The sequence below is a fragment of the Pseudomonas sp. MPC6 genome (assembly GCF_006094435.1).
Taxonomy (GTDB): Bacteria; Pseudomonadota; Gammaproteobacteria; order Pseudomonadales; family Pseudomonadaceae; genus Aquipseudomonas.
In genome coordinates, this window is record NZ_CP034783.1 from 490,698 (window position 1) to 516,635 (window position 25,938).

The 25,938-nt window shown below is 60.7% G+C and carries 25 protein-coding genes and 1 pseudogene; 14 read left to right on the forward strand and 12 right to left on the reverse strand.

Features of this window, described 5'->3' with window-relative positions; translation table 11 throughout:
- Positions 1 to 4: 4 nt before the first annotated feature.
- The 11 genes and pseudogenes from hutH (at position 5) to ELQ88_RS04310 (ending at position 12,951) form a co-directional block, all read left to right on the forward strand.
- Positions 5 to 1,537 carry a histidine ammonia-lyase gene (gene hutH / locus ELQ88_RS04265; protein WP_138963811.1) on the forward strand — a complete coding sequence of 511 codons (1,533 nt, stop codon included), beginning with the start codon at positions 5 to 7 and terminating at the stop codon, positions 1,535 to 1,537.
- Between the two features lie 124 nt (positions 1,538 to 1,661).
- Positions 1,662 to 2,885, forward strand: coding sequence for an imidazolonepropionase (gene hutI / locus ELQ88_RS04270; protein ID WP_138963813.1), 1,224 nt, complete (start codon positions 1,662 to 1,664; stop codon positions 2,883 to 2,885).
- Positions 2,878 to 3,678 (forward strand): N-formylglutamate deformylase, encoded by an 801-nt coding sequence (hutG, locus tag ELQ88_RS04275; protein ID WP_138963815.1) that lies wholly within the window; start codon positions 2,878 to 2,880, stop codon positions 3,676 to 3,678. Before hutI ends, hutG begins: the two co-directional genes overlap by 8 nt.
- Before the next feature lie 48 nt (positions 3,679 to 3,726).
- A pseudogene (locus tag ELQ88_RS34515) lies at positions 3,727 to 3,804 on the forward strand (outer membrane lipoprotein carrier protein LolA); the annotation flags it as partial.
- A 97-nt stretch (positions 3,805 to 3,901) separates the two neighbouring features.
- Positions 3,902 to 4,873, forward strand: coding sequence for a prolyl aminopeptidase (pip, locus tag ELQ88_RS04280; RefSeq protein ID WP_128872222.1), 972 nt, complete (start codon positions 3,902 to 3,904; stop codon positions 4,871 to 4,873).
- On the forward strand, positions 4,870 to 5,307 hold the full coding sequence (gene dtd / locus ELQ88_RS04285) for a D-aminoacyl-tRNA deacylase (protein WP_064675477.1): 438 nt from the start codon (positions 4,870 to 4,872) through the stop codon (positions 5,305 to 5,307). Before pip ends, dtd begins: the two co-directional genes overlap by 4 nt.
- A gap of 320 nt (positions 5,308 to 5,627) precedes the next feature.
- Positions 5,628 to 7,448 (forward strand): glucan biosynthesis protein, encoded by a 1,821-nt coding sequence (locus ELQ88_RS04290; RefSeq protein ID WP_138963817.1) that lies wholly within the window; start codon positions 5,628 to 5,630, stop codon positions 7,446 to 7,448.
- Positions 7,441 to 10,011 (forward strand): glucans biosynthesis glucosyltransferase MdoH, encoded by a 2,571-nt coding sequence (gene mdoH / locus ELQ88_RS04295; RefSeq protein WP_138963819.1) that lies wholly within the window; start codon positions 7,441 to 7,443, stop codon positions 10,009 to 10,011. The genes ELQ88_RS04290 and mdoH overlap by 8 nt, the downstream gene beginning before the upstream one ends.
- Before the next feature lie 303 nt (positions 10,012 to 10,314).
- A complete protein-coding gene (locus tag ELQ88_RS04300; protein ID WP_138963821.1) occupies positions 10,315 to 11,112 on the forward strand; it encodes a transporter substrate-binding domain-containing protein in 798 nt (265 codons plus the stop codon).
- 152 nt (positions 11,113 to 11,264) lie between these two features.
- Positions 11,265 to 12,224 carry an amino acid ABC transporter permease gene (locus ELQ88_RS04305; protein ID WP_138963823.1) on the forward strand — a complete coding sequence of 320 codons (960 nt, stop codon included), beginning with the start codon at positions 11,265 to 11,267 and terminating at the stop codon, positions 12,222 to 12,224.
- Positions 12,217 to 12,951, forward strand: coding sequence for an amino acid ABC transporter ATP-binding protein (locus tag ELQ88_RS04310; RefSeq protein ID WP_138963825.1), 735 nt, complete (start codon positions 12,217 to 12,219; stop codon positions 12,949 to 12,951). The genes ELQ88_RS04305 and ELQ88_RS04310 overlap by 8 nt, the downstream gene beginning before the upstream one ends.
- 138 nt (positions 12,952 to 13,089) lie before the next feature.
- Here the strand turns inward: ELQ88_RS04310 and ELQ88_RS04315 are convergent, their stop codons facing one another.
- The 10 genes from ELQ88_RS04315 to ubiE all read right to left on the reverse strand — a co-directional run bounded on the left by ELQ88_RS04315 (position 13,090) and on the right by ubiE (position 21,273).
- Positions 13,090 to 15,006 (reverse strand): methyl-accepting chemotaxis protein, encoded by a 1,917-nt coding sequence (locus tag ELQ88_RS04315; RefSeq protein WP_138963827.1) that lies wholly within the window; start codon positions 15,004 to 15,006, stop codon positions 13,090 to 13,092.
- 193 nt (positions 15,007 to 15,199) lie between these two features.
- On the reverse strand, positions 15,200 to 15,907 hold the full coding sequence (locus ELQ88_RS04320; RefSeq protein ID WP_138963829.1) for a 16S rRNA (uracil(1498)-N(3))-methyltransferase: 708 nt from the start codon (positions 15,905 to 15,907) through the stop codon (positions 15,200 to 15,202).
- Entirely contained in the window at positions 15,904 to 16,698 is a 795-nt protein-coding gene (gene tatC / locus ELQ88_RS04325; protein ID WP_128872212.1) for a twin-arginine translocase subunit TatC, read from the reverse strand. Before tatC ends, ELQ88_RS04320 begins: the two co-directional genes overlap by 4 nt.
- Positions 16,695 to 17,156, reverse strand: coding sequence for a Sec-independent protein translocase protein TatB (gene tatB, locus ELQ88_RS04330; RefSeq protein WP_138963831.1), 462 nt, complete (start codon positions 17,154 to 17,156; stop codon positions 16,695 to 16,697). The genes tatC and tatB overlap by 4 nt, the downstream gene beginning before the upstream one ends.
- A gap of 10 nt (positions 17,157 to 17,166) precedes the next feature.
- Positions 17,167 to 17,445: a twin-arginine translocase TatA/TatE family subunit gene (locus ELQ88_RS04335; RefSeq protein ID WP_138963833.1), complete on the reverse strand. Its 279-nt coding sequence runs from the start codon at positions 17,443 to 17,445 to the stop codon at positions 17,167 to 17,169.
- Between the two features lie 25 nt (positions 17,446 to 17,470).
- Positions 17,471 to 17,803: a phosphoribosyl-ATP diphosphatase gene (locus ELQ88_RS04340; RefSeq protein ID WP_007899279.1), complete on the reverse strand. Its 333-nt coding sequence runs from the start codon at positions 17,801 to 17,803 to the stop codon at positions 17,471 to 17,473.
- Positions 17,796 to 18,197, reverse strand: coding sequence for a phosphoribosyl-AMP cyclohydrolase (gene hisI / locus ELQ88_RS04345; RefSeq protein WP_138963835.1), 402 nt, complete (start codon positions 18,195 to 18,197; stop codon positions 17,796 to 17,798). The genes ELQ88_RS04340 and hisI overlap by 8 nt, the downstream gene beginning before the upstream one ends.
- Before the next feature lie 81 nt (positions 18,198 to 18,278).
- Positions 18,279 to 19,883 (reverse strand): ubiquinone biosynthesis regulatory protein kinase UbiB, encoded by a 1,605-nt coding sequence (gene ubiB / locus ELQ88_RS04350; protein WP_138963837.1) that lies wholly within the window; start codon positions 19,881 to 19,883, stop codon positions 18,279 to 18,281.
- A complete protein-coding gene (locus ELQ88_RS04355) occupies positions 19,880 to 20,503 on the reverse strand; it encodes an SCP2 domain-containing protein (protein ID WP_138963839.1) in 624 nt (207 codons plus the stop codon). Before ELQ88_RS04355 ends, ubiB begins: the two co-directional genes overlap by 4 nt.
- Positions 20,503 to 21,273, reverse strand: coding sequence for a bifunctional demethylmenaquinone methyltransferase/2-methoxy-6-polyprenyl-1,4-benzoquinol methylase UbiE (gene ubiE, locus ELQ88_RS04360; protein ID WP_007948968.1), 771 nt, complete (start codon positions 21,271 to 21,273; stop codon positions 20,503 to 20,505). The genes ELQ88_RS04355 and ubiE overlap by 1 nt, the downstream gene beginning before the upstream one ends.
- A gap of 155 nt (positions 21,274 to 21,428) precedes the next feature.
- Between ubiE and ELQ88_RS04365 the strand changes: the two genes are divergently transcribed.
- The 3 genes from ELQ88_RS04365 (at position 21,429) to ELQ88_RS04375 (ending at position 23,215) form a co-directional block, all read left to right on the forward strand.
- Positions 21,429 to 21,704, forward strand: a complete 276-nt coding sequence (locus ELQ88_RS04365) for a polyhydroxyalkanoic acid system family protein (RefSeq protein ID WP_128872207.1) — start codon at positions 21,429 to 21,431, stop codon at positions 21,702 to 21,704.
- A 262-nt stretch (positions 21,705 to 21,966) separates the two neighbouring features.
- Positions 21,967 to 22,389 carry a phasin family protein gene (locus ELQ88_RS04370; RefSeq protein WP_138963841.1) on the forward strand — a complete coding sequence of 141 codons (423 nt, stop codon included), beginning with the start codon at positions 21,967 to 21,969 and terminating at the stop codon, positions 22,387 to 22,389.
- A gap of 10 nt (positions 22,390 to 22,399) precedes the next feature.
- Entirely contained in the window at positions 22,400 to 23,215 is an 816-nt protein-coding gene (locus ELQ88_RS04375) for a phasin family protein (RefSeq protein WP_138963843.1), read from the forward strand.
- A 224-nt stretch (positions 23,216 to 23,439) separates the two neighbouring features.
- Here ELQ88_RS04375 and ELQ88_RS04380 read toward each other — a convergent pair whose 3' ends face one another.
- Positions 23,440 to 24,060, reverse strand: a complete 621-nt coding sequence (locus tag ELQ88_RS04380) for a TetR/AcrR family transcriptional regulator (RefSeq protein WP_128872204.1) — start codon at positions 24,058 to 24,060, stop codon at positions 23,440 to 23,442.
- Positions 24,061 to 24,237: 177 nt separating this feature from the next.
- Positions 24,238 to 25,920, reverse strand: a complete 1,683-nt coding sequence (gene phaC / locus ELQ88_RS04385) for a class II poly(R)-hydroxyalkanoic acid synthase (RefSeq protein WP_138963845.1) — start codon at positions 25,918 to 25,920, stop codon at positions 24,238 to 24,240.
- Positions 25,921 to 25,938 lie beyond the last annotated feature (18 nt).

The window sequence follows — 25,938 nt, forward strand, 5'->3', positions numbered from 1 at the left end:
AAAAATGACTGCGCTTAATTTGATTCCCGGCCAACTGAGCCTTGCCCAACTGCGTGATGTCTATCAGCAGCCGGTGAAACTGACCCTCGACAACAGCGCCTCGGCGCAGATCGAGGCCAGTGTCGCCTGCGTGGAACAGATCCTCGCCGAGAACCGCACTGCATACGGCATCAACACCGGTTTCGGCCTGCTGGCCTCGACCCGCATCGCCAGCGAAGACCTGGAAAACCTCCAGCGCTCGCTGGTGCTGTCCCACGCCGCCGGTGTCGGCGAGCCGATCAGCGATGCCCTGGTGCGCCTGGTCATGGTGCTCAAGGTCAACAGCCTGAGCCGTGGTTTCTCCGGCATTCGCCGCGTGGTGATCGACGCGTTGATCGCGCTGATCAACGCCGAGGTGTATCCGCACATTCCGTTGAAAGGTTCGGTCGGTGCCTCCGGTGACCTGGCGCCGTTGGCCCATATGTCGCTGGTGCTGCTGGGCGAGGGCAAGGCGCGCTACAAAGGCGAATGGATGGAAGCGACCGAAGCGCTGAAAGTGGCCGGCTTGACCCCGCTGACCCTGGCGGCGAAAGAAGGCCTGGCGCTGCTCAACGGCACTCAGGTTTCGACCGCTTATGCATTGCGCGGTTTGTTCGAAGGCGAAGACCTGTTTGCTGGCGCCCTGGCCATTGGTGGCATGACTGTTGAAGCCGTGCTGGGCTCGCGCTCGCCGTTCGATGCGCGCATCCACGCCGCTCGCGGCCAGAAAGGCCAGATCGACGCCGCTGCCGCTTACCGCGATCTGTTGGGTGAGCGCAGCGAAGTCTCCAACTCGCACCAGAACTGCGACAAGGTCCAGGACCCGTACTCCCTGCGCTGCCAGCCGCAAGTCATGGGTGCCTGCCTGACCCAGTTCCGTCAGGCCGCCGAAGTGCTTGCCGTCGAGGCGAACGCGGTCTCCGACAACCCGCTGGTGTTCGCCGCTGAAGGCGACGTGATCTCCGGCGGTAACTTCCACGCCGAACCGGTGGCCATGGCCGCCGACAACATGGCCCTGGCCATCGCTGAAATCGGCTCCCTGAGCGAGCGCCGTATCTCGCTGATGATGGACAAGCACATGTCGCAACTGCCGCCGTTCCTGGTGGCCAACGGCGGGGTCAACTCCGGCTTCATGATCGCCCAGGTGACGGCGGCGGCACTGGCCAGCGAGAACAAGGCGTTGTCCCACCCGCATTCGGTGGACAGCCTGCCGACGTCGGCGAACCAGGAAGACCACGTGTCCATGGCGCCGGCGGCCGGCAAGCGTCTGTGGGAAATGGCGGAAAATACTCGCGGGGTGCTGGCCGTGGAATGGTTGGCGGCGTGCCAGGGGCTGGATTTGCGTGAAGGTCTGAAGACTTCGCCGAAGCTGGAGCAGGCTCGGGCGATTCTGCGTAAAGAAGTGCCGTTTTATGAGAAAGACCGGTTCTTTGCGCCGGACATCAATGCGGCGACCCAATTGTTGGCGACGCGTTGCTTGAATGAGCTGGTCACGGCGAAGTTTTTGCCTAGCCTGTGATGGCCTCTTCGCTGGTAAGCCAGCTCCTACAGGTATCGTGTCGTGCGCATGTTATGTATCCAACACCACCCTGTAGGAGCTGGCTTGCCGGCGAATCGATTTTGAACAAGACGAGGAACTCGGGATGAAAACTCTCTGGCAACACTGCCACGTCGCAACCATGGCGCAAGGCGTCTACTCGATCATCGAGGATGCGGCCATCGTGACGTCCGGTGCGCACATTGAGTGGATCGGCCCACGCGCTGAACTGCCGCCCGGTGAATACCCGGCCGTCAACGATTTGAACGGGGCCTGGGTAACGCCGGGCCTGATCGACTGCCACACCCATACGGTGTTCGGCGGTAACCGCAGCGGTGAATTCGAACAGCGGCTGCAAGGCGTCAGCTACTCGGAAATCGCGGCGGCCGGCGGCGGCATCGCCAGCACCGTGCGAGCCACTCGCGCGGCGACCGAGGACGAACTGTTCACCAGTGCCGCCAAGCGTCTGAAAAGCCTGATCCACGACGGCGTGACCACGGTCGAGATGAAGTCCGGCTACGGTCTGGACCTGGCCAGCGAGCGCAAGATTCTGCGGGTGATCCGCCGCCTCGGCGCCGAACTGCCGGTCAGCGTGCGCAGCACCTGCCTGGCCGCCCACGCCTTGCCACCGGAGTACGCCGATCGCGCCGACGACTACATCGATCACATCTGCGCTGAAATGCTCCCGGCCCTGGCCGCCGAAGGCCTGGTGGATGCGGTGGATGCGTTCTGCGAATACCTGGCGTTCTCGCCGGCGCAGGTCGAACGCGTGTTCATCGCTGCGCAAGCGCTGGGCCTGCCGGTGAAGCTGCATGCCGAGCAACTGTCGTCCCTGCACGGTTCGAGTCTGGCAGCGCGTTACCATGCACTGTCGGCCGATCACCTGGAATTCATGACCGAAGACGACGCCATCGCCATGGCCGAGTCCGGCACCGTTGCGGTGTTGCTGCCAGGGGCGTTCTACTTCCTGCGGGAAACCCAATTGCCGCCGATGGACGCCCTGCGCAAACACGGGGTGAAAATCGCCATCGCCAGCGACCTCAACCCCGGCACTTCACCGGCGTTGTCGTTGCGCTTGATGCTGAACATGGCGTGCACCTGTTTCCGCATGACCCCGGAAGAAGCCCTGGCGGGCGCGACGATTCATGCCGCCACCGCATTGGGCATGGCCCAAACCCACGGTTCGCTGGAAGCCGGCAAGGTCGCGGACTTTGTCGCCTGGCAAATCGATCGGCCCGCCGACCTGGCGTACTGGCTGGGCGGCGACCTGGAAAAACGCGTCGTGCGTCACGGCGTTGAAACCAGCATTCAGGAGAGCAGTCGTGGATAAAGTTCTTAACTTCCAACAAGGCCGCGTGCCGCTGCTGATCAGCATGCCCCACGCCGGTCTGCGGCTGACCCCGGCGGTCGAAGCCGGGTTGATAGCCGACGCGAAAAGCCTGCCGGACACCGACTGGCACATCCCGAGGCTTTACGAATTTGCTGCAGAATTGGGTGCCAGCACCCTGGCTGCCGAGTACTCGCGGTTTGTCATCGACCTGAACCGACCGTCGGACGACAAACCGCTGTATGTCGGCGCGACCACCGGCCTGTACCCGGCGACGCTGTTCGACGGCATTCCATTGTTCCGTGAGGGCATGCAGCCCTCGGCGGCCGAACGGGCGACGTATCTGGAGGAGATCTGGACGCCGTACCACAGCACCTTGCAAAACGAGTTGGCGCGATTGAAGGCCGAATTCGGCTATGCGCTGCTGTTCGATGCGCACTCGATCCGCTCGATCATCCCGCACCTGTTCGACGGCAAGCTGCCGGACTTCAACCTTGGCACCTTCAATGGCGCCAGTTGCGATCCGCAGTTGGCCACTCAGCTCGAAGCGATCTGCGCGCGTCATGCCGATTACAGCCATGTCCTGAACGGTCGCTTCAAGGGCGGCCACATCACCCGGCATTACGGGAATCCAGCCGAGAACATTCATGCGGTGCAACTGGAGCTGGGCCAGTGCACGTACATGGAAGAGTTCGAACCGTTCCGCTATCGCCCGGACTTGGCAGGGCCGACGCAGGTTGTGCTCAAGGAATTGTTGCAAGGGTTGTTGGCCTGGGGTGAAAAGCACTACGGATAATACGGTTCGACGCGACCACCAGCCCCTGTAGGAGCGAGCTTGCTCGCGATGGTCGTTAACGAAAACGCGCCAAGTCTGACACTCTGCGGCGCCCTCAAGTTTTTCGCGAGCAAGCTCGCTCCTACAGGGGATCGTGCTCTGACGTAATTCGGGTTTATGATGCCGGACGGCAGAATAATAGATGTCCCCCCAGGGATGACCTCGACCCCTTACGGAGCGCGCAATGCAGACTTTGTACCCGCAGATCAAACCCCACGCCCGTCATGATCTGGCTGTCGATGCAACTCACACGCTCTATGTCGACGAAAGCGGTTCACCGGAAGGTTTGCCGGTAGTGTTCATCCACGGCGGCCCAGGCGCAGGGTGTGATGCCCAGAGCCGCCGGTATTTCGATCCGAACCTGTATCGCATTGTGACGTTCGACCAGCGCGGTTGCGGTCGCTCCACCCCCCACGCCAACCTGGAAAACAACACCACCTGGGATCTGGTCGCCGACCTCGAGCGCATCCGCAAACACCTGGGCATCGACAAATGGGTGTTGTTCGGTGGTTCGTGGGGTTCGACCCTGGCCCTTGCCTACGCGCAAACCCACCCGGAGCGTGTCCACGGCCTGATTCTGCGCGGGGTTTTTCTCTGCCGTCCGCAGGAAATCGAGTGGTTCTACCAGGCGGGTGCGAGCCGACTGTTTCCCGACTACTGGCAAGACTACATCGCGCCGATCCCGCAGGATGAGCGCGACGATTTGCTCTCGGCATTCCACAAGCGCCTGGTGGGCACCGACCAGATCGCCCAGATGCACGCGGCCAAGGCCTGGTCCATGTGGGAAGGCCGGACGGCGACCCTGCGTCCGAACCCGCTGGTGGTCGACCGTTTTTCCGAGCCACAGCGCGCGTTGTCCATCGCCCGCATCGAATGTCACTACTTCACCAACAACGCGTTCCTCGAGCCGAACCAGCTGATCCGCGACATGGGCAAGATCGCCCATCTGCCCGGGGTCATCGTCCACGGTCGCTACGACGTGATCTGCCCGCTGGATAATGCCTGGGAACTGCATCAGAACTGGCCGAACAGTGAATTGCAGGTGATCCGTGACGCAGGCCATGCCGCTTCCGAGCCCGGCATTACCGATGCGCTGGTGCGTGCCGCCGATCTGATGGCCCGGCGTCTGCTCGATCTGGCGCCTGAAGAAGCATGAAGGCTCTGCTGCAACGCGTGCGAGGCGCGCGAGTCGAGGTAGCGGGGGAGGTGGTTGGCGCAGTGGACCAGGGTTTGCTGGTGCTGGTGGCGGTCGAACCAGAGGATACTCGGGCCAGTGCCGACAAACTTCTGCATAAGCTGCTTAACTATCGAGTATTCAGCGATGCCGAGGGCAAGATGAATCTGTCCCTGGCAGATGTCGACGGCGGGCTGCTGCTGGTCTCTCAGTTCACCCTGGCCGCCGACACCCGAAGCGGGCTGCGTCCGGGTTTTTCGACTGCGGCGCCCCCGGCCCTGGGAGAGGAACTCTTCGGCTATCTTTTAGACAAGGCGAAACAGGTGCATGGCACTGTGGCATCAGGTAGATTCGGCGCGGATATGCAGGTGCACCTGGTCAACGATGGCCCGGTGACCTTTCTGTTACAGACCTGAAAGCGCTTGAAACATGTTTTTGAGCGCTTTTCGACTGAAAACAGGGTTTTTTCGCGAGAAATACTGGGTTGCCCCTGATGTGTTGTAACGCGGCATACTAGATAATCGCGCGTTACGGGGATCAGCGTTCGTTGGCCCATTTTGACTTAGGTAGAGACTTGTCCGGGACCTGTTGGGGAATCATTTAGCCCCAGAGGAGTCGGAACAATGCTCGCCAACTTGGCAAGAGTGTTTCGCAGGGTCGGTTTTTTACACCGCACACCGTGCTGGCGCTTTAACTGGCCGTTGGTTTTTTGATCTGTTTTCGGCGAGGGTTGCTCGTGATTGTTAGTCCCTGTAATGCACCAAAATTGTCTGCCAAACGGTTACGAAGCGCTCTGGTAGCGGGCTCTGCACTGCTCTGCCTGCTCAGCGCCGGCCAGCTTTGGGCATTCAATCTGGATGATGTATCGGTCAAGGCAAAAGAGCTGGCCGGGCAGAAATACGAAGCCCCGCGCAGTAACCTGCCGAACGAATTCCGCGAGATGAAATTCGCGGACTATCAGAAAATTCGTTTCCGCACCGAGAAAGCCGAGTGGGCCGATCAGAAAACCCCGTTCAAGCTGTCGTTCTATCACCAGGGCATGCACTTCGATACTCCGGTGAAAATCAACGAAATCACGGCTAACACCGTCGAAGAGATCAAATACGACCCTGAACGGTTTGATTTTGGCGACGTCAAGTTCGACCCTAAAGCCACCGAACAACTGGGTTATGCCGGTTTCCGTGTGCTGTACCCGATCAACAAGGCCGACAAGCAAGACGAGATCATGACGATGCTCGGCGCGAGCTACTTCCGCGTGGTCGGCAAGGGGCATACCTATGGCTTGTCCGCCCGCGGCATGGCCATCGATACCGCGTTGCCGTCCGGCGAAGAGTTCCCGCGTTTCACCGAGTTCTGGATTCAGCAGCCAAGACCGGGTGACAAGCACCTGGTGATCTTCGCCCTGCTGGATTCGCCGCGCGCCACCGGTGCGTATCGCCTGACCCTGCGTCCGGGCAGCGATACCGTGGTCGACGTCAAGGCTAGAATGTTCCTGCGTGACAAAGTCACCAAGCTTGGCGTCGCGCCGTTGACCAGCATGTTCCTGTTCGGTGCCAACCAGCCGTCGAAGGTGCTGAACTACCGTCGCGAGCTGCATGACTCCAGCGGCCTGTCGATCCATGCCGGCAACGGCGAGTGGATCTGGCGCCCACTGAACAACCCGAAACACCTGGCTGTCAGCAACTTCTCCATCGAAAACCCGCGCGGTTTCGGTCTGCTGCAACGTGGCCGCGACTTCAGCCATTACGAAGACCTCGATGACCGCTACGACAAGCGCCCGAGTGCCTGGATCGAACCGAAAGGCGATTGGGGCAAGGGTTCTGTAGACCTGGTCGAGATTCCGACCGCCGACGAAACCAACGACAACATCGTGGCGTTCTGGAGCCCGGAAAAGCTGCCTGAGCCTGGCCAGCCGCTCGACGTTGCCTACCGCATGCACTGGACCATCGACGAAGCCGCCCTTCATGCGCCGGACAGCGCTTGGGTACAACAGACCCTGCGTTCCACCGGTGACGTGAAACAGTCCAACCTGATCCGTCAGCCCGATGGCAGCGTTGCCTACCTGGTGGACTTCGAAGGCCCGTCGCTGTTGGCATTGCCTGCAGATACGGAAGTTCGCAGCCAGGTCAGCGTTGGCGAGAATGCCGAGCTGGTCGAGAACAGCGTGCGCTACAACCCTGAAACCAAGGGCTGGCGCCTGACCCTGCGCATGAAGATCAAGGACCCGAGCAAGGCCACGGAAATGCGTGCAGCGCTGGTCAAGAACATCGTGACTGCCGACCTGGCCAAGGCCGTGCCGGCCTCCAACTCTTCCGTTGCCAAGGCCGACAAGGTCGCCGCCAAGCAGCAGGAGAAGCTGGACAAGGAAGCCAAGGACGCCAAGCAAGCTGAAGCCAAACAGGCCGAAGCCAAGCCTGTCGCGGATTCCAAGGACAAGGACAACAAAGACGCCAAGCAGCCTGCAGCTGCCGACGCGGCCCCAGTCACACCGGAATCGGCGCCGACTGAAGAAGTCCTGACCGAGACCTGGAGCTACCAGTTGCCTGCCGATGAGTAATTCTCAAGTACAGCCAGAGACGCTTGCCGAGTATCTGGCGCATTTACCGATGACCGACGAGCAGCGCGCGGAACTCGCGGGCTGCCAGTCCTTCAGCGAATTGCACGAACGCCTGTCGTCTTCGACGTTCGACGCACCGACCGAGGCTGCCCAAGCCTCGGTCGGGCGTCGCCTGACCCTGAACACCGCCGAAGAACTGGCGGACGCCGAAATGCTGGCGCTCGACGCCAGCGGCCGGGTCTGCCTGCGGGCGACCCCGCCGATTCGTCGGACCAAAGTCGTGCCGGAGCCGTGGCGCACCAATATTCTGGTACGTGGCTGGCGTCGCCTGACCGGCCGCACCAACCCGCCGAAGCCACCGAAAGACGAAAACGTGCTGCCGGCGGCTCGCTGGCGCACTGTCGGTTCGATCCGGCGTTACATTCTGTTGGTACTGATGCTCGGTCAGACCATCGTCGCCGGCTGGTACATGAAAGGCATCATGCCGTACCAGGGCTGGTCGTTCGTCGACCTGGATGAAGTCCTGCACCAGCCGTTCCTGCAAACCGTCACGCAAGTGCTGCCATATGCGCTGCAAACCAGCATCCTGATCCTGTTCGGGATTCTGTTCTGCTGGGTATCGGCCGGTTTCTGGACCGCATTGATGGGCTTCCTCGAGTTGCTCACCGGCCATGACAAATACCGGATTTCCGGTAAAAGCGCCGGTAACGAGCCGATTCCCAAGGACGCGCGCACCGCACTGGTCATGCCGATCTGCAACGAAGACGTGCCGCGGGTGTTTGCCGGTTTGCGAGCGACCTTCGAGTCGGTCGCTGCCACGGGTAACCTTGATCGCTTCGACTTCTTCGTGCTCAGCGACAGTAACGAAGCCGACATTTGCGTGGCCGAGCAACAAGCCTGGCTGGACGTCTGCCGCGAAGCCAAGGGCTTCGGCAAGATCTTCTATCGCCGCCGTCGCCGCCGCGTGAAACGTAAAAGCGGCAACCTCGACGACTTCTGCCGTCGTTGGGGGGGTGACTACAAATATATGGTCGTGCTCGACGCTGACTCGGTGATGAGCGGCGAATGCCTGACCAGCCTGGTGCGCTTGATGGAAGCCACGCCGGACGCCGGGATCATCCAGACCGCGCCGCGCGCGTCGGGTATGGATACGCTGTATGCGCGCATGCAGCAGTTCGCGACCCGTGTATACGGTCCATTGTTTACCGCCGGCCTGCACTTCTGGCAGTTGGGCGAATCCCATTACTGGGGCCACAACGCGATCATCCGCATGAAGCCGTTCATCGAGCACTGCGCCCTGGCGCCGTTGCCCGGTAAAGGCGCGTTCGCCGGTGCGATTCTGTCCCACGACTTCGTCGAAGCCGCGCTGATGCGCCGTGCCGGCTGGGGTGTGTGGATCGCTTATGATTTGCCGGGCAGCTACGAAGAGCTGCCGCCGAACCTGCTGGACGAACTCAAGCGTGACCGTCGCTGGTGCCACGGCAACCTGATGAACTTCCGCCTGTTCCTGGTCAAGGGCATGCACCCGGTTCACCGGGCAGTGTTCTTGACCGGCGTGATGTCGTACCTGTCGGCGCCGTTGTGGTTCTTCTTCCTGGTATTGTCGACGGCGCTGCTGGCGGTCAACACGCTGATGGAGCCGCAGTACTTCCTCGAACCACGCCAGCTTTATCCGCTGTGGCCACAATGGCACCCGGACAAGGCGATCGCGCTGTTCTCGACCACCGTCGTGCTGCTGTTCCTGCCGAAGTTGTTGAGCATCATCCTGATCTGGGCCAAGGGCGCGAAAGAGTTCGGTGGCAAGTTCAAGGTGACGTTGTCGATGCTGCTGGAGATGTTGTTCTCCATGCTGCTGGCACCGGTGCGGATGATTTTCCATACCCGTTTCGTGCTCGCCGCGTTCCTCGGTTGGGCCGCGACCTGGAACTCGCCGCAACGTGACGATGACTCCACACCCTGGAGCGAAGCGGTCAAACGCCACGGTCCGCAAACCTTGCTGGGCTTTTTCTGGGCGCTGTTGGTGATCTGGCTGAACCCGAGCTTCCTCTGGTGGCTGGTGCCGATCGTCGGTTCGTTGATGCTGTCGATCCCGGTGTCGGTGATCTCCAGTCGTGTCGGCCTGGGCCTCAAGTCCCGTGACGAAAGCCTGTTCCTGATCCCTGAGGAATACAATCCGCCACAGGAATTGCTGGCCACCGACCAGTACACCCACGAAAACCGCTGGCATGCGCTGAACGACGGCTTTGTCCGGGCAGTGGTCGATCCACAGCAGAACGCCTTGGCGTGCTCGCTGGCGACTTCGCGCCATCTTCAGGCCGAGCCGATCGAATGGCTGCGCATCGAGCGGGTCCGTCACGCAATGAAAGTCGGGCCAGACGGGCTGACCAACAAAGAGCGAGTGGAGTTGCTGAGTGATCCAGTGGCCTTGGGTCGCTTGCACGAGCAGATCTGGGACGAAAGTCACCCCGAGTGGCTGCAGGCGTGGCGCAAATCGGTGAAGGCCGATCCCCATGCACCGTTGTTGCCGCTCAAACCGCTGAGCGTGCAGCCTCAGTTGGCGTGATCAAAGCCCCCGCTTCTGATAAGGAAGCGGGGGAGCCTTTAATAGATCGCAGCCTTCGACAGCTCCTACAGGATCCGGTTTACACGCGGACAATGTAGGAGCTGCCGAAGGTTGCGATCTTTTGCTTTCCGGCCCCGCTCGAACCAACAAATCCTGTGTAAACCCTTGTGCAAACGTCCGAGTGCGTTAGCATCCGTCCCCGAATTGGTGCGCCCGGACAACTTTCTGTTCGTATCTGCCGGTTTCCCAAGGGAAACCCGCCGTTTGCGCGCTTCACAACGCAATGGTTTTGGGGACTTGATGATGAAGAAGTATCTCTCGATGCTGCTGGTCGGCGTCACGGCACTGGTTGCCGTCAGCGCGGCGCAGGCCGGTGCCATCGACGACGCGGTCAAGCGTGGCACGTTGAAAGTCGGCATGGACCCGACCTACATGCCGTTCGAAATGACCAACAAACGCGGCGAGATCATCGGCTTTGAAGTCGACATTCTCAAAGCCATGACCAAAGCCATGGGCGTCAAGCTGGAACTGGTGTCCACCGGCTACGACGGCATCATCCCGGCGTTGCTCACCGACAAGTTCGACATGATCGGCAGCGGCATGACCCTGACCCAGGAACGCAACCTGCGCCTGAACTTCAGCGAACCCTTCATCGTGGTCGGCCAGACCCTGCTGATCCGCAAGGAGCTGGAAGGCACGATCAAGTCGTACAAAGACCTGAATACCGCCGACTACCGGATCACCTCCAAGCTCGGCACCACCGGCGAGATGGTCGCCCGCAAGCTGATCTCCAAAGCCCAATACCACGGCTACGACAACGAGCAGGAAGCGGTGCTCGACGTGGTCAACGGCAAGGCCGACGCCTTTATCTACGACGCGCCCTACAACGTGGTCGCGGTCAACAAGGTCGGCAACGGCAAGCTGGTGTTCCTCGACAAGCCGTTCACCTACGAGCCGCTGGCGTTCGGTCTGAAGAAGGGTGACTACGACAGCATCAACTTCATCAACAATTTCCTGCACCAGATCCACGAAGACGGCACCTACGATCGTATTCATGACAAGTGGTTCAAAGACACCGCTTGGCTCAAGGACATGGAATAAGGCCCGGTCAGATAGACCGCGTCGCCCCATTCGCGAGCAAGCCCGCTCCCACATTAGACCGAGTCGCCAGCTGAGCATGCGATCAAATGTGGGAGCGGGCTTGCTCGCGAAGACGGCCTCCCTGGCGACACAGAATTCGGAATTGCTGATAAATGAAACATAAAAAAGCCCAATGGCCCTGGCACGTTCTAACCGTGCTGGTGCTCATCGGCCTGGCCGGCGCCCTGTACTACGCCACCTCGCTGATGTCCTACGAATGGCGCTGGAACCGTATACCGCAATACTTCGCCTACCACGCCGAAGAATCCCAACGCGCCGCCGACATCTCCACCGTCAGCGAGTTGGTGCGCAAGGGTGACAAGGCTGAAGTAACCCTGCGCAACGATGCTGGCGACGAGCAACGCCTGGTCGTCGACGACAACAGCCTGCAAGTCGCCCAGGGCGACGATGTGGCTGAAGGCGATGTGATTGGTGTCACCCGCCATTGGGCCGCAGGACCACTGATGTGGGGTCTTTGGACCACCTTGTGGTTGTCCGTGGTGTCCGGCGTGCTCGGTCTCCTGATCGGCCTCGCCACCGGCCTGTGCCGGCTGTCGAACAACCCGACCCTGCGCGACCTCTCGACGATTTACGTCGAACTGGTACGCGGCACGCCGCTGCTGGTGCAGATCTTCATTTTCTACTTCTTCATCGGCACCGTGATGAACCTGTCCCGGGAATTCGCCGGGATCGCCGCACTGTCGTTGTTCACCGGCGCCTACGTGGCGGAGATCATCCGTTCCGGTGTGCAGTCGATCGCCCGCGGCCAGAACGAAGCGGCGCGCTCCCTGGGCCTGAGCGCTGGCCAGTCGATGCGTCATGTGGTGCTGCCGCAAGCCTTCAAGCGCGTATTGCCGCCGCTGGCCGGGCAATTCATCAGTCTGGTCAAGGACACCTCGCTGGTGTCGGTGATCGCGATTACCGAACTGCTCAAAAGCGGTCGCGAAGTCATCACCACCTCGTTCTCGCCGTTCGAAATCCTGTTCTGCGTGGCTGGGTTGTACCTGTTGATCAACCTGCCGCTGTCGAAAATCGCCAGCCGGCTTGAGCGGAGGCTCGCGCAAAGTGATTGAAGTCCGCGATCTGGTAAAAGTCTTCGACACCCGCGGCCAGGTGGTTCGCGCGGTGGACAACGTCACCACCCAAGTGGCCAAGGGTGAAGTGCTGGTGGTGATCGGCCCGTCCGGTTCCGGCAAGTCGACCTTCCTGCGTTGCCTCAATGGCCTGGAAGAATTCGACTCGGGCTCGGTCAGCATCGACGGCCTGCAGCTGGCCGACCCGAAAACCGACGTCAACGCCTACCGCCGCGAAGTCGGCATGGTGTTCCAGCATTTCAACCTGTTCCCGCACATGACCGTGCTGGAAAACCTCTGCCTGGCGCAGAAAGTCGTGCGCAAGCGCGGCAAGAAAGAGCGTGAGGCCAAGGCTCTGGCGTTGCTGGAGAAGGTCGGTATTGCGCAAAAGGCCAACGAATTTCCATCGCGTCTTTCCGGCGGTCAGCAGCAGCGGGTGGCGATTGCTCGTGCGTTGGCGATGGATCCGAAGGTGATGCTGTTCGATGAGCCAACCTCGGCGCTCGATCCAGAGATGGTCGGTGAAGTGCTGGACGTGATGAAAACCCTGGCGCTGGAAGGCATGACCATGGTCTGCGTGACCCACGAAATGGGCTTCGCGCGGGAAGTGGCGGATCGGGTGTTGTTCTTCGACCACGGGAAACTGCTGGAAGATGCCTCGCCGGCGGAGTTTTTCGATGCGCCGAAGGATCCTCGGGCGCAGGCCTTTTTGCGGCAGGTTCTCTAAGATTCAGCGTCCTCCCGGCCGCCATCGCGGGCAAGCCCGCTCCCACAGGATCTGTTTACGACATAAATCCCTGTGGGAGCGGGCTTGCCCGCGATGGCATCACCTCGGTTTTGGCTGAACCGAAACCCTCGCATCACCTCAAACCCTGAACCGCCCCACCAGCATCTGCAAATGCGTCCCCAACCGCGCCAGCTCAACACTGGAGGCCGCGGTTTCCTCACTCGCAGCCGAAGTCTGCTCGGACACATCGCGCACGTTCAGCACGCTGCGGTTGATCTCTTCGGCCACGGCGCTTTGTTGCTCGGCGGCAGCGGCGATCTGCTGGTTCATCGACTGGATCGCCGACACGGTGCGGGTGATGTTGGCCAGCGATCCACCGGCGCGGCGGGTCAGTTCGACGCTGCTGTCGGTCAGGCTGCGGCTGTTGTCCATGATGGTCGCCACTTGCTGGGTGCCGCTTTGCAGGCCAACGATCAACTCTTCGATTTCTTCGGTGGACTTCTGGGTCCGCTGGGCGAGGCTGCGGACTTCGTCGGCGACCACCGCGAAACCGCGTCCGGCCTCACCGGCACGAGCGGCTTCGATGGCGGCGTTGAGGGCCAGCAGGTTGGTTTGCTGGGCCACGGATTTGATCACGTCGAGCACGCTGCCGATCTTGTCGCTTTCGCGCTTGAGATCGCCCATGGCGACGGTGGAGTTACCCACCTCGATAGCCAGGCGCTCGATCTGGGCGATGGCTTCGCTGACCACCTTGTCACCTTCGCGGGCCTGCTGGTCGGCAGCGACCGCGGCCTCGGAGGCTTCTTCAGCGTTGCGTGCGACCTCCTGCACCGTGGCGGTCATCTCGTTCATGGCGGTCGCGACCTGGTCGGTCTCGACCTTTTGGCTGTTGACCCCGGCGCTGGTCTGCTCGGTGACGGCGGATAGCTCTTCAGCAGCGCTGGCGATTTGCGTGACGCCATCGCTGATGCCACCGATCAGTTCGCGCAAGCCTTGGGTCATGCTCTGGATGGCGCGTTGCAGCTGGCCGAGTTCGTCCTGACGCTGCGACACGAGATTGTGCGTCAGATCACCCGCGGCGATGCGCTCGGCGACTTTGAGTGTCTGGTTGAGGGGAACCACGATCTGACGGGTGATGGCCCAAGCCGCGAGCAAGCCAAAAGCCAGGGCCAGCAGGGCTGCCAGCAACAGCATGTTTTTCGCGTGGGCGGCATCGGTGTCGCGCACCACGGTCTGCGACGCCGTCAGCTTTTTGCTCAGGTCGATGAGGATGTCGCCTTGGGCCGCCATGTGTTTCAGGGCGGTGGCGTTCGCCACCTGCGAGTCACGGAACTGGCTGACGGCAGCGCGATAACCTTTTAGCGATTCGCTGGCTTGTTGCAGATTGGCAAGGTGCTGTTCCGGCACCTTGGACGGCAGGTTTGCCAGGCTTTGCAGGGCCATGTCGATAGCGTCCAGCGCCGGTTGTTCGGCTTCGGCCTTGCCGCTGTAGGTATAACCGCGAACCTGATAACGCGCTTGCTGGAGCAGTTTGCTCAGCTCGATCACGTTGTTGTAGTCGGCGACGCTTTCGCCGTGCAGCAAGGATTGCTCCACGGCGGCGATCTGGGCCACGGCGTTGTCGGCGGTCGCTCCCAGCTTGCTGCGGGCATCTTCGCGAGTGACGGTGGCCTGGGTCATGTCGGCAAAGGCGCGCTTGTACTCGGCGACGGCAGCCAGTTGCTGGTCGACCATCGCGGCGTCGGCGGGTTGTTCGATCAGCGTACGGGCGGTTTTCAAGCCGGTATCGAGCTGGCCCAGCAGGTCATTGACCACGCCCGGGCCCTGTTCGCCGCGATGCATGTCGTAGTCCAGGCGGGCAATGCGCAGGTCTTTGGTCAGCTCATTGAGGCTGGAAATGAAACCGAGTTTGTCGCCACGGCTTGTCACCTCGTTCAGGCCGGACCAGCCGGTGAAGGTGGTTAACAACGTCAGCAGGAGCACCAGACCGAAGCCGACACCCAGTTTGCGATTGACGCTGATGTTCCCCAGTTTCTCGGCTAGCCATTGGTACATGCTGCAACTCCCCAGAACCAAACATTGGTTTTATGGGAGGTGTATCGGCAGGCTCACGACATTCTGTAGGAGCAGCCGGTCGACGCTCGATTGCTCGCGATGGGCGTAAAGTCGCCGCGCTCATCCAGGCCGCCTTCGTCATCGTTAATGACCTTCGCGAGCAAGCTCGCTCCTACAGGGGATAGAGGCGGTGTCAGAAGAGGCGTGAAAGCAGCGCGGCGACGGCGGTTTCGACCCGCAGGATGCGTTCGCCGAGCTGCACCGGTTGCAGCCCGGACTTGCCCAGCAGGTCGATTTCGTAGGGGATCCAGCCGCCTTCGGGGCCGATGGCCAGGGTCACCGGCTCATCCAGGCCACGGGGGCAGGGCGGGTAGTTGCCGGGATGACCGACCAGGCCGAGGGTGCCTTCGGTCATCGCTGGCAGGCGATCCTCGACAAAGGGCTTGAAGCGCTTCTCGATGACGATCTGCGGCAACACGCTGTCCCGCGCCTGTTCGAGGCCGAGGATGAGTTGCTCGCGAATCGCCTCGGGCTCCAGGAAGGGTGTTTGCCAGAAGCTCTTCTCGACGCGGTAGCTGTTCACCAGCACGATGCGCGGCACACCCATGGCCGCCACGGTCTGGAACACCCTGCGCAGCATCTTCGGGCGTGGCAGGGCCAGTATCAGGGTCAATGGCAGCTTGGCGGGTGGGGGCTGATCGAGGATGACGCGCAACTCTGCTTCATCGGCGTCCAGGCGCAGCAATACGGCCGAGCCCATCAAGCCGTCGATACGCCCGACCCGCAGGCTGTCGCCGACGACCGAACGATGAACTTCCTGCATGTGAGTCAACCGGCGATCACGCAGGATCACGCGGTCGGCCGCTATGAAATCGGCCTCTTCCAGGAGCAGCAGGTTCACGGCTGGGTCGCTGGCGGCTGGTCGTTGTGATCGTCAACCGGCTGGTCGTCCGGGTGCTCGCCGCGTTTGCTGATCAGGCCGCTGAACAGGATGCCGATCTCGAACAGCAGCCACATCGGCACGGCCAGCAGGGTCTGCGAGAAGATGTCCGGCGGAGTGAGGATCATGCCGACCACGAAGCAGCCGATGATCACATACGGCCGGATCTTCTTCAGGTAGACGACGTTGACCACGCCGATCCACACCAGCAGCACCACGGCTACCGGGATTTCGAACGCCACGCCAAAGGCGAAGAACAGCGTCATGACAAAATCGAGGTAGCTGCTGATGTCGGTCATCATTTCCACGCCGGCCGGGGTGGCGGCGGCGAAGAATTTGAAGATCAGCGGGAACACCAGGTAATAGGCGAACGCCATGCCGGTGTAGAACAGCAGGATGCTGGACACCAGCAATGGCACCGCGATGCGCTTCTCATGCTTGTACAGCCCCGGCGCGATGAAGCCCCAGATCTGATGCAGGATCACCGGGATGGCCAGGAACAGCGACACCATCATGGTCAGCTTCAGCGGCGTCAGGAACGGCGAGGACACGTCGGTGGCGATCATCGTCGCGCCGACCGGCAGGTACTGGCGCAGCGGCGTGGAAACGAAGGTGTAGATCTGCTGGGTGAAGGCGAACAACCCGGCGAAGATGATGAAAATCGCCGCTACACAGCGCAGCAGGCGGGTACGCAACTCGGTGAGGTGCGAAACCAGCGGCATGTGCTGGTCGTTTTCGGGGAGATCGCTCATGAGACTCGCGGCGGCAAAGTGGTGTCGTGAGGAGCCGGCGTTGTCGGCGCGGCGGCAGGAGCAACAGGTTCTACGGGCGCGATAACCGGCGGCGGTTCAACAGCTTTCACCGTTTCCGTCGGTACCTGGGCAGGCGCAGGGTCTGCAGTCGGAGCATGAATCGTCTGCTCCGCCACAGGTTCAACCGGCTGAACCGGTGCGGCCTCTTGCTGAGTCGGCGTGAAAATCTTCCGCGCCTCCTGCTCCAGCGACAGAATGTGCTCGTTGTGCAGCTGCCGACGAATCTCGTCGGCACCGATTTCACGTTCAACTTCCTGTTTGATCGCGTTGAAGCTGCGCTTCAACCGCCCGACCCACAGGCCAGCGGTGCGCGCTGCACCCGGCAGGCGCTCGGGGCCCAGCACCAGCAGGGCAACGAGGCCGACGAGCAGCAGTTCAGGGAAGCTGATACCAAACATTAGTCAGTGCTCACACGTCTTTGCGGATCGGCTCTTCGACTTTTTGCGCCTGCACGTCGATGGTGTGCGGCTGGTTCACGGACTGTGCGGTCTGTGGTTGAGCAGGTGGAACCGGTTGTTGCGGGGTCACCGTCGGATCAGCCGGCTTGTCTTCATCGTTCATGGCCTTGCGAAAGCCCTTGATCGACTCGCCCACGTCGGTGCCGAGGTTTTTCAGTTTCTTGGTGCCGAACACCAGAACGACAACAACCAGGATGACGATCCAGTGTTTCCAGTCAAAAATGCCCATGTTGCTGCTCCTCTCTAATAATTGTTCAGGCGGACGGGCGCGAGGCTTTCTCGGCGTGTCCGGACAGACCGAAGCGACGGTCCAGTTCATCGAGTACAGCCTGTGGATGTTGCCCCAGTTGGGCGAGCATGACCATGCTGTGGAACCACAAATCGGCGGTCTCGTAGATCACATCGCTGCAGTCGCCGCTGATGGCGGCGTCCTTGGCGGCAATGATGGTTTCGACCGACTCTTCGCCGACTTTTTCCAGAATCTTGTTCAAGCCCTTGTGGTACAGGCTGGCGACATACGAACTGTCGGCGGCGGCGCCTTTGCGCTCTTCCAGTACCTGGGCCAGACGGGTCAACGTATCACTCATGGGTGTGTCCTGCGCTGTAGATGGCGTGCGGGTCTTTCAGGACCGGGTCGACGGTTTTCCAGTCGCCGTTCTCGAAGACACGGTAGAAGCAGCTCTGGCGGCCGGTATGGCAAGCGATGTCGCCGATCTGCTCGACCATCAGGATGATCACGTCGGCATCACAGTCCAGGCGCATCTCATGCAGGGTTTGCACGTGCCCGGATTCTTCGCCCTTGCGCCACAATTTGCCACGGGAGCGCGACCAGTAAATGGCGCGGTTCTCGGCAGCGCTCAGTTTCAGCGCTTCCCGGTTCATCCAGGCCATCATCAGGACGCGTCCGGTCTTGTGATCCTGGGCAATCGCCGGCACCAGGCCATCGGCGTCCCACTTGATCTCGTCCAGCCAGTTTTTCATCATCGACTCCGACAGCGGGCCCGACACTTCATTAGTCGGGCACAGGCGTTGAAACAGTGTGCCAGCGTGCGGGGGCGCTGGCTATCGGCGAACGACCAGATACAAGCCGACGGCCACCATGATGCCAGCCGGCCAATGGCCCATTTCGTTCAATGGCCCACCCGCGGCGAGTATCGTGCCGCCGGCCAGGTGCGCGCAACCGAGCAGGCGCAGGAGCCAGTCGTCCTTGCGTCGATGCCACGGCGGTGGAGGATCATGGGCGTGGGGCTGGGACATGCGCTCGAGCAGGTCGCGGGCCATGTTCGCCAGGTGCGGCAACTGTTCGAACTGGCTCTGCACATTGCCGAGTAAGGCTTTGGGGCTGACCCGCTCGCGCATCCAGCGTTCGAGGAATGGCTGGGCGGTGTTCCACAGGTCAAGGTCCGGGTACAACTGACGGCCCAGGCCTTCGATGTTCAACAGAGTTTTTTGCAGCAGCACGAGCTGCGGCTGCACTTCCATGTTGAAACGTCGAGCGGTCTGGAACAGGCGCATCAGCACCTGGCCGAAGGAAATATCTTTTAACGGTTTTTCGAAAATCGGCTCGCACACGGTGCGGATCGCCGCTTCGAATTCGTTGAGTTTGGTTTCCGCCGGCACCCAACCCGAATCGATGTGCAATTGCGCCACGCGACGATAATCGCGCTTGAAGAACGCGAACAGGTTGCGCGCCAGATAGTCCTGATCTTCCGGGGTCAGGCTGCCGACGATGCCGCAGTCGATCGCAATGTATTGCGGGCTCCACGGGTTGACCGTGCTGACGAAGATGTTGCCCGGGTGCATGTCGGCGTGGAAGAAGCTGTCGCGGAACACTTGGGTGAAGAAGATCTCCACGCCGCGCTCGGCGAGCATTTTCATGTCGGTGCGCTGATCGGCGAGGGTGGCCAGGTCGGTGACCTGGATTCCGTAGATGCGCTCCATCACCAGCACTTTCGGCCGGCACCAGTCCCAATAGACTTGCGGTACGTACAGCAGCTCCGAGCCCTCGAAGTTGCGCTTCAACTGGCTGGCGTTGGCCGCTTCGCGCAACAGGTCGAGTTCGTCGTAGATGGTTTTTTCGTAATCCTGGACCACGTCCACCGGGTGCAGCAGGCGCGCATCGGCCGAGAGTTTTTCGGCGGCACGGGCGAGAATGAACAGCCACGCCAGGTCCTGGGCAATGATCGGTTTCAGGCCCGGGCGGATGACCTTGACCACCACTTCTTCGCCGGTTTTCAGTTGCGCGGCATGCACCTGCGCCACCGAGGCCGAGGCCAGCGGTTCGACGTCGAAGCGGCTGAACACTTCACTGATTTTTTTGCCGAGCTGTTCTTCGATCAGATTGACCGACACTTGCGAGTCGAACGGCGGCACCCGGTCCTGCAGCTTCATCAGCTCATCGGCGATGTCTTCCGGCAGCAGGTCGCGGCGAGTGGAGAGAATCTGCCCGAACTTGATGAAAATCGGTCCCAGGTCCTGCAGCGCCAGGCGCAATCGCGCACCACGGCTCAGGTCCAGGGTCTTGCGCGGAAACCAGCGCCACGGCAAGGCGTAGCGCAGCGCCAGCAGAAACCAGGGCAGCGGCAGGGCGAACAGCAGGTCATCGAGGCGGTAGCGGATCACAACGCGCTGGATGCGCAACAAACGGCGGACGGCAAGCAGCTTCATGCGTTATCGCTTGGGTCGAGGGATCGGGAAAGGCGCTCGAAGCGCGCCTCGAGACGTTCCAGATCGAGTTTGATCTGGTCCAGTTCACTGAAACGGGCTTCAGCTTCGCGCTGACCGACGAGGGTGCGCGATTCTTCGGCCAGGTATTCGCCCAGGTTCTGATTCAGGCTGGCGAACCCTTGCTGATACCAGCGTGCGCGGCTGCGCAGATGACCACCGACCAATTGCGTGGCGACCGGGCCCAGCCAGCGCGAGAGCTCGTACTCCCAGTCCAGTTCCAGGTCCTGGAGGATCGCCGCCAGTTCCAGCAATACGCCGCTGTCGCCGTCGAGTTCGACTTCAGGACCATGCAGGACCGAGGTCTTGTCCTTGCTCATCGCCAGTTTCAACAGGCTCGAGGCCGGTGCACGCAAGGTGCAGTCGGCGCCGGTTTCCCACTGGGAAGCCAGCATCAGGCCTTCGTCGCTGGGCAGGATGAACAGTTGCAGCGCCGGGTTGCGGCAGTCGACGGCAATCACCTTGCCGCTCAAATGCGCCAGCCGCGGCAACGCCGTGCTGTCGAGCCGCAGCACCCGGTTCAGACCAAGTTCGACGCTGGCGAGCAGACCGGCCAGCAACATCAGGGTTTGATGCCGCGGTGCAGGGCCACGATGCCTGCGGTCATGTTGTGATAGGTCACGCGGTCGAAACCGGCCTCGACCATCATCGACTTCAAGGTTTCCTGATTCGGGTGCATGCGGATCGATTCGGCCAGGTAGCGATAGCTCTCCGAGTCGTTGGTGATCAACTTGCCCATCAGTGGCATGAAGGCGAACGAGTAGGCGTCGTAGGCCTTGGACATCAGCGCGTTGGTGGGCTTGGAGAACTCCAGCACCAGCAAGCGGCCGCCCGGTTTCAGCACGCGCAGCATCGAGCGCAGCGCGTCTTCTTTGTGAGTGACGTTGCGCAGGCCGAAGGCGATGGTCACGCAGTCGAAATGGTTGTCCGGGAACGGCAGCTTTTCCGCATCGGCCTGGACGAATTCGACGTTGCCGGCCACACCCAGATCCAGCAGGCGGTCACGACCGACCTTGAGCATCGATTCGTTGATGTCGGCCAGCACGACCTGGCCGGTCGGGCCAACGAGGTGCGAGAATTTCTTGGTCAGGTCGCCGGTGCCGCCGGCGATATCCAGCACTCGGTTGCCGGTGCGAACGCCCGACAGTTCGATCGCAAAACGCTTCCACAAACGGTGCATGCCGCCCGACAGGAGGTCGTTCATCAAGTCGTACTTGGCCGCTACCGAGTGGAAAACCTCAGCGACTTTTTCCGCCTTCTGGCTTTCCGGAACGTTTTTGAAGCCGAAGTGAGTGGTGGGTTCGGCATCGCTGCCTTTGCGCTGATCAGTCATATCGCTGTCACCAAAAGAGAATGCGGGACATTCTAATCCCGGTGGCCTGCTTTGTCTTGGCAAGGCTGAAGGTAAGATAGGCAATCGCCGGGACGTTTTGCCGCAGCAGCGGTCAAGATGCTTCAGGAAAGTATCCATAAAGCAGGAGTCATTCGATGGCCCGTATTAGTGTTGAGCGTGCCCACGGCCTGGGCAAGGAAGCGGCCCGCGAGAAGGCCGACAAGTTGGCGCAGAAGCTGTCCGAGCAATATGGCCTGGTACCGCAATGGTCCGGCGATACGCTGAACCTCAAGCGTTCGGGTGTGAAAGGCGAGGTGCATGTCAGCGAAGACTCGATCCGCGTCGATGTGGAGTTGGGCCTGATGATGTCGGCCATGAGCGGCATGATCAAATCGGAAATCGAGAAGGCGCTCGATAAAGCCCTGGCCTGATCCGCGACCTTCTATGAAATGCGATCAGTGTGGGCGCGGGCTTGCTCGCGAATGCGGTGTGTCATTCAGCACTGATGTCGACTGATTTACCGCATTCGTCGGAACGCCGCCCGGAGCAAGCCCGCTCCCACAGTTGGTTGCGGTGTGCTCGAAGTTTTATGTCAGTTGTTAGGGTGCCGTTTCTAATTATTCTCACTACTTTGTGCCTGAGCCCGACGCTTTCGCGGGCAGTTCCTCAAACCTTCTGCGCGTGAGGTGCACCATGGCCAAAGTTATTTTGAAGAAAAAAATCGACGCTTCGACAACGGCTCTGAGCGACGTCAAAACCTATGCTCGCAAAATCTGGCTGGCAGGCCTGGGGGCTTACGCCAGGGTCGGCCAAGAGGGTAGCGAGTACTTTCAAGAGCTGATCGTGGCCGGTCAAGCTGTTGAAAAGAAAGGCAAAGAAGCCGTTGCCGAGAAGCTCGAAGCGGCTAATGCCGAGATTGACGAAGCCAAGACTGAAGTCAGCTCTTTCAAAGGCAAGGTCGAAGTTCAACTCGACAAGGTCGAGAAGGCTTTTGACTCGCGTGTCGCAAGTACCTTGAATCGTATCGGCATTCCGTCTAAACATGACGTGGAGACACTCTCTGCCAAGCTCGATGAGCTGACGGCATTGCTCGAACGCGTCGCGCATAAATCTTAAGGAGAACGGGATGGCTGGTAAAAAGAACACCGATAAAGAAGGCAGCTCGTGGATCGGGAAAGTCGAAGACTACTCCCGCAAAATCTGGCTGGCTGGTTTGGGCGTGTACTCGAAGATCGACACTGACGGCAGCAAGCTCTTCGATGCATTGGTTAAAGATGGCGAGAAAGCCGAGAAGCTCACCAAGAGCGCTGTCGATAAGAAAGTCGATGCCGCCAAGGATTCCGCTTCGTCGGCCAAGTCGCGTATCAGCGGCGTGAAAGATCGTGCAATGGGCAAGTGGGATGAGCTGGAAGGGGCTTTCGACAAGCGCCTGAACAGCGCCATTTCGCGCCTGGGTGTACCAAGCCGCAATGAGGTCAAGGCACTGCACAGCAAGGTCGATACCCTGACCAAGCAAATCGAAAAACTCACCGGTGCCAAGGTTGCGCCTGTTGCGGCCAAAACCGCAGCAGCGAAACCGGCTGCCAAGCCGCTGGCCAAGGCTGCCGCTAAACCAGCCGCCAAGACCGCCGCCGCCAAACCTGCAGCAGCCAAGCCAGCGGCCAAACCGGTCGCTGCCAAAGCGGCGGCTAAACCGGCAGCCAAGCCTGCGGCGAAAACCGCAGCAGCCAAACCGGCCACCAAGGCAGCAGCAAAACCTGCCGCCGCGAAGAAGCCGGCCGTGAAAAAACCGGCAGCGCCGAAAGCTGCTGCACCAAAACCAGCAGTGGCTGCCGCCACCCCGGCAACCCCGGTCAGCACATCGAACTCCGCTGCTGCACCGACCCCTGCTGCAACCCCGACTGCCGCGCCGGCTCCATCGACGCCAACCAGTCAGTCCTGATTTTTCCGGGACTCAAGAGAACGCCCGGCCTGCAAAGGTCGGGCGTTTTTGTTTGTGATCCACTGTAGGAGCTGGCTTGCCAGCGAAGACGTCGTCACAGCCAACAATAATGCTGAATGACACACCCCTTTCTCCGTAGGAGCCGGCTTGCTGGCGAAGGGATCGCTGGATTTTGCGGTGATTTTTCGATCGCCTTCGCTGGCAAGCCAGCTCCTGCAGGGGGGTTATTCGTGTTCTTCGAGATATTGAAGTGCCATTTGCTCGGTCGCCACCTTGATCGGTGGCAACAGATGCGGCGCCACCAGCATCATGATCTGATACACCACCAGCCTCACCTCACCCTCGCGATCAAGAATCCGTTGGTAATCCAGCGAGAACAACAGTGTCATGGTGATCTGCTCCACCAACTGGCCCAGCGCCTGGGTGTCGCTGACCAACTGCCCCTGAGCCTTCAACTGCGCCAGCAATGAAGCCAGCGTGCGCTTGAGCGCGTTGAGCAGGTTGCGGATGCCCTTGGCCAGCTTCGGCAGGCGTCCGGCCAGGTTCGACAGGTCCTGGAACAGAAACCGGTAGTGCGCCAGGCGCTCGACGATCAGGTGCAGGAACAGCCAGTAATCTTCGGGGGCCAACTCGACATCGGCCGGCGGATCGAGCAGTGGTGCAAGTTCAGCCTGGAAGCGCTCGAACAAGCCGAGTATCAGCGGTTCCTTGCCGTGGAAGTGGTAGTAAAGATTACCCGGGCTAATCCCCATTTCATTGGCAACTTCCATGGTGGAGACGTTCGGTTCGCCCTTCTGATTGAACAACTGCAGGGCACATTCGAGGATCCGGTCGCGGGTTTTCATCCAGTCTTCTTATTGATCGAGTCATGCCACAGCCAACGCCTGTCCCTGTAGGAGCGAGCTTGCTCGCGAAAAACGAGGGGAACACGCGGTTGACCAGGCAGCACGCGTTATCGTTAACGTCAATCGCGAGCAAGCTCGCTCCTACAGGATTGAAGGCTGGCTGCAGCGTTTTAAGGTTCAGCGCACGCGCACGTAAGTGCCGGGCGCTGCCTCCATCGGTGGATAATTCTGGTTGCCCAGCGTCATCCGGGTTTCTTTCAGTGCGCCTGAACGCTCCTGAATCCAGCCCAGCCATTGAGTCCACCAGCTGCCGTCGACTTGCTTGGCATCGTAATACCAGGCCCGTGGGTCGCCGCTCAGCTTCGTGCTTTCGACGAAATTGGCTTTCGGGTTGGAGGGCGGATTGAGAATGCTCTGCACATGCCCGCTGTTGGAGAGTACGAAGCGCCGCTCTCCACCCAGTAGCAGGGTGGAGCGGTACACCGCGTCCCAGGGGGTGATGTGGTCATTGATACCGGCCACACTGAAGCTGTCGACCGTGACTTTCTGCAAGTCGATCGGCGTACCGCACACTTCAAGGCCGCCCGGATGACTCAGCGGATTGTGCTTGAAGAAGTCCAGCAGGTCGCCATGGAGGGCCGCTGGCAGGCGCGTGCTGTCGTTGTTCCAGTAGAGAATGTCGAACGGCGGCGGTTCCTTGCCCAACAGGTAGTTGTTGACGAAGTAACTCCAGATCAAATCGTTGGGGCGCATCCAGGCAAAGACCTTGGCCATGTCTCGACCGTCCAGCACGCCTTTCTGATAGGACCGGCGCTTGGCTGCCTCAAGGGTTTGCTCATCGGCGAACAGGGTCGCGGGCGTGTCCATCTGACTGTCGAGCAGGCTCACCAGGTACGTCGCGCTGGATACCCTGCGCAGTTGTCGCTTGGCTTGCAAATGCCCTTGCAGGGCGGCGATGGTCAGGCCGCCGGCGCAGGCGCCCATCAGGTTGACCTCGCGGGCGCCGGTGATCGCCCGGCAAACGTTCATCGCTTCTTCCACGGCTTCAACGTAGGTCGACAGCCCCCATTCGCGATGGCGCACATCAGGATTGCGCCAACTGATCATGAAGGTTTGCAGGCCGTTTTTCAGGGCAAACTGGACGAAGCTGTTGTGGGGGCTCAGGTCGAAAATGTAGTACTTGTTGATCTGCGGCGGCACCACCAGCAAGGGTTTGGAATACTGTTTTTCGCTCATTGGCTTGTACTGGATCAGCTCCAGCAGCTCATTGCGAAACACCACGGAGCCGGTGGTGGTGGCGACCGTTTTGCCCACTTCGAAAGCTTGTTTGGTGACCTGCCTGGGCAGGCCGTCGTTGTGCAGCAGGTCGTCGACCAGGTGGCTGATGCCGCGCACCAGGCTATTGCCGCCGGAATTGAAGATCTCTTTGATCGCCAGCGGATTGAGCAAGGTATTGGACGGGGCCAGGGCATCGTTGAGCAACGCGAACGCGAAGTGGGCACGGGCGCGATCGTCCGGGCTCATTTTGCTGTCGTCGATCCAGTGTTTGACTTGCTTTTGCCAGCTCAGATAAGCCTGCAGGCTGCGACGATAAAAAGGGTTGAGGCTCCATGCGGGATCGGCAAAGCGATTGTCCTGCGGATTGGTCGGGTGCAGGGTTTCACCCAGCAGCACTCGACCCAACTGGCCGCCCAGTTTCAAGGCGTGTCGGGCGGTGTGCACCGGGTTGCGCAAACCATGGGCGGCAACGCTGCGCAGGGTTGAAAACAGATCCCGACCCCGCAGGCCGGTAATCGCACTCTGTGCATTGATGAACGCGGCGGGAGTCGGTAAAAATTCCCTCGCTGGTTTATCGCGCATGACTCAACACTCCTTGGT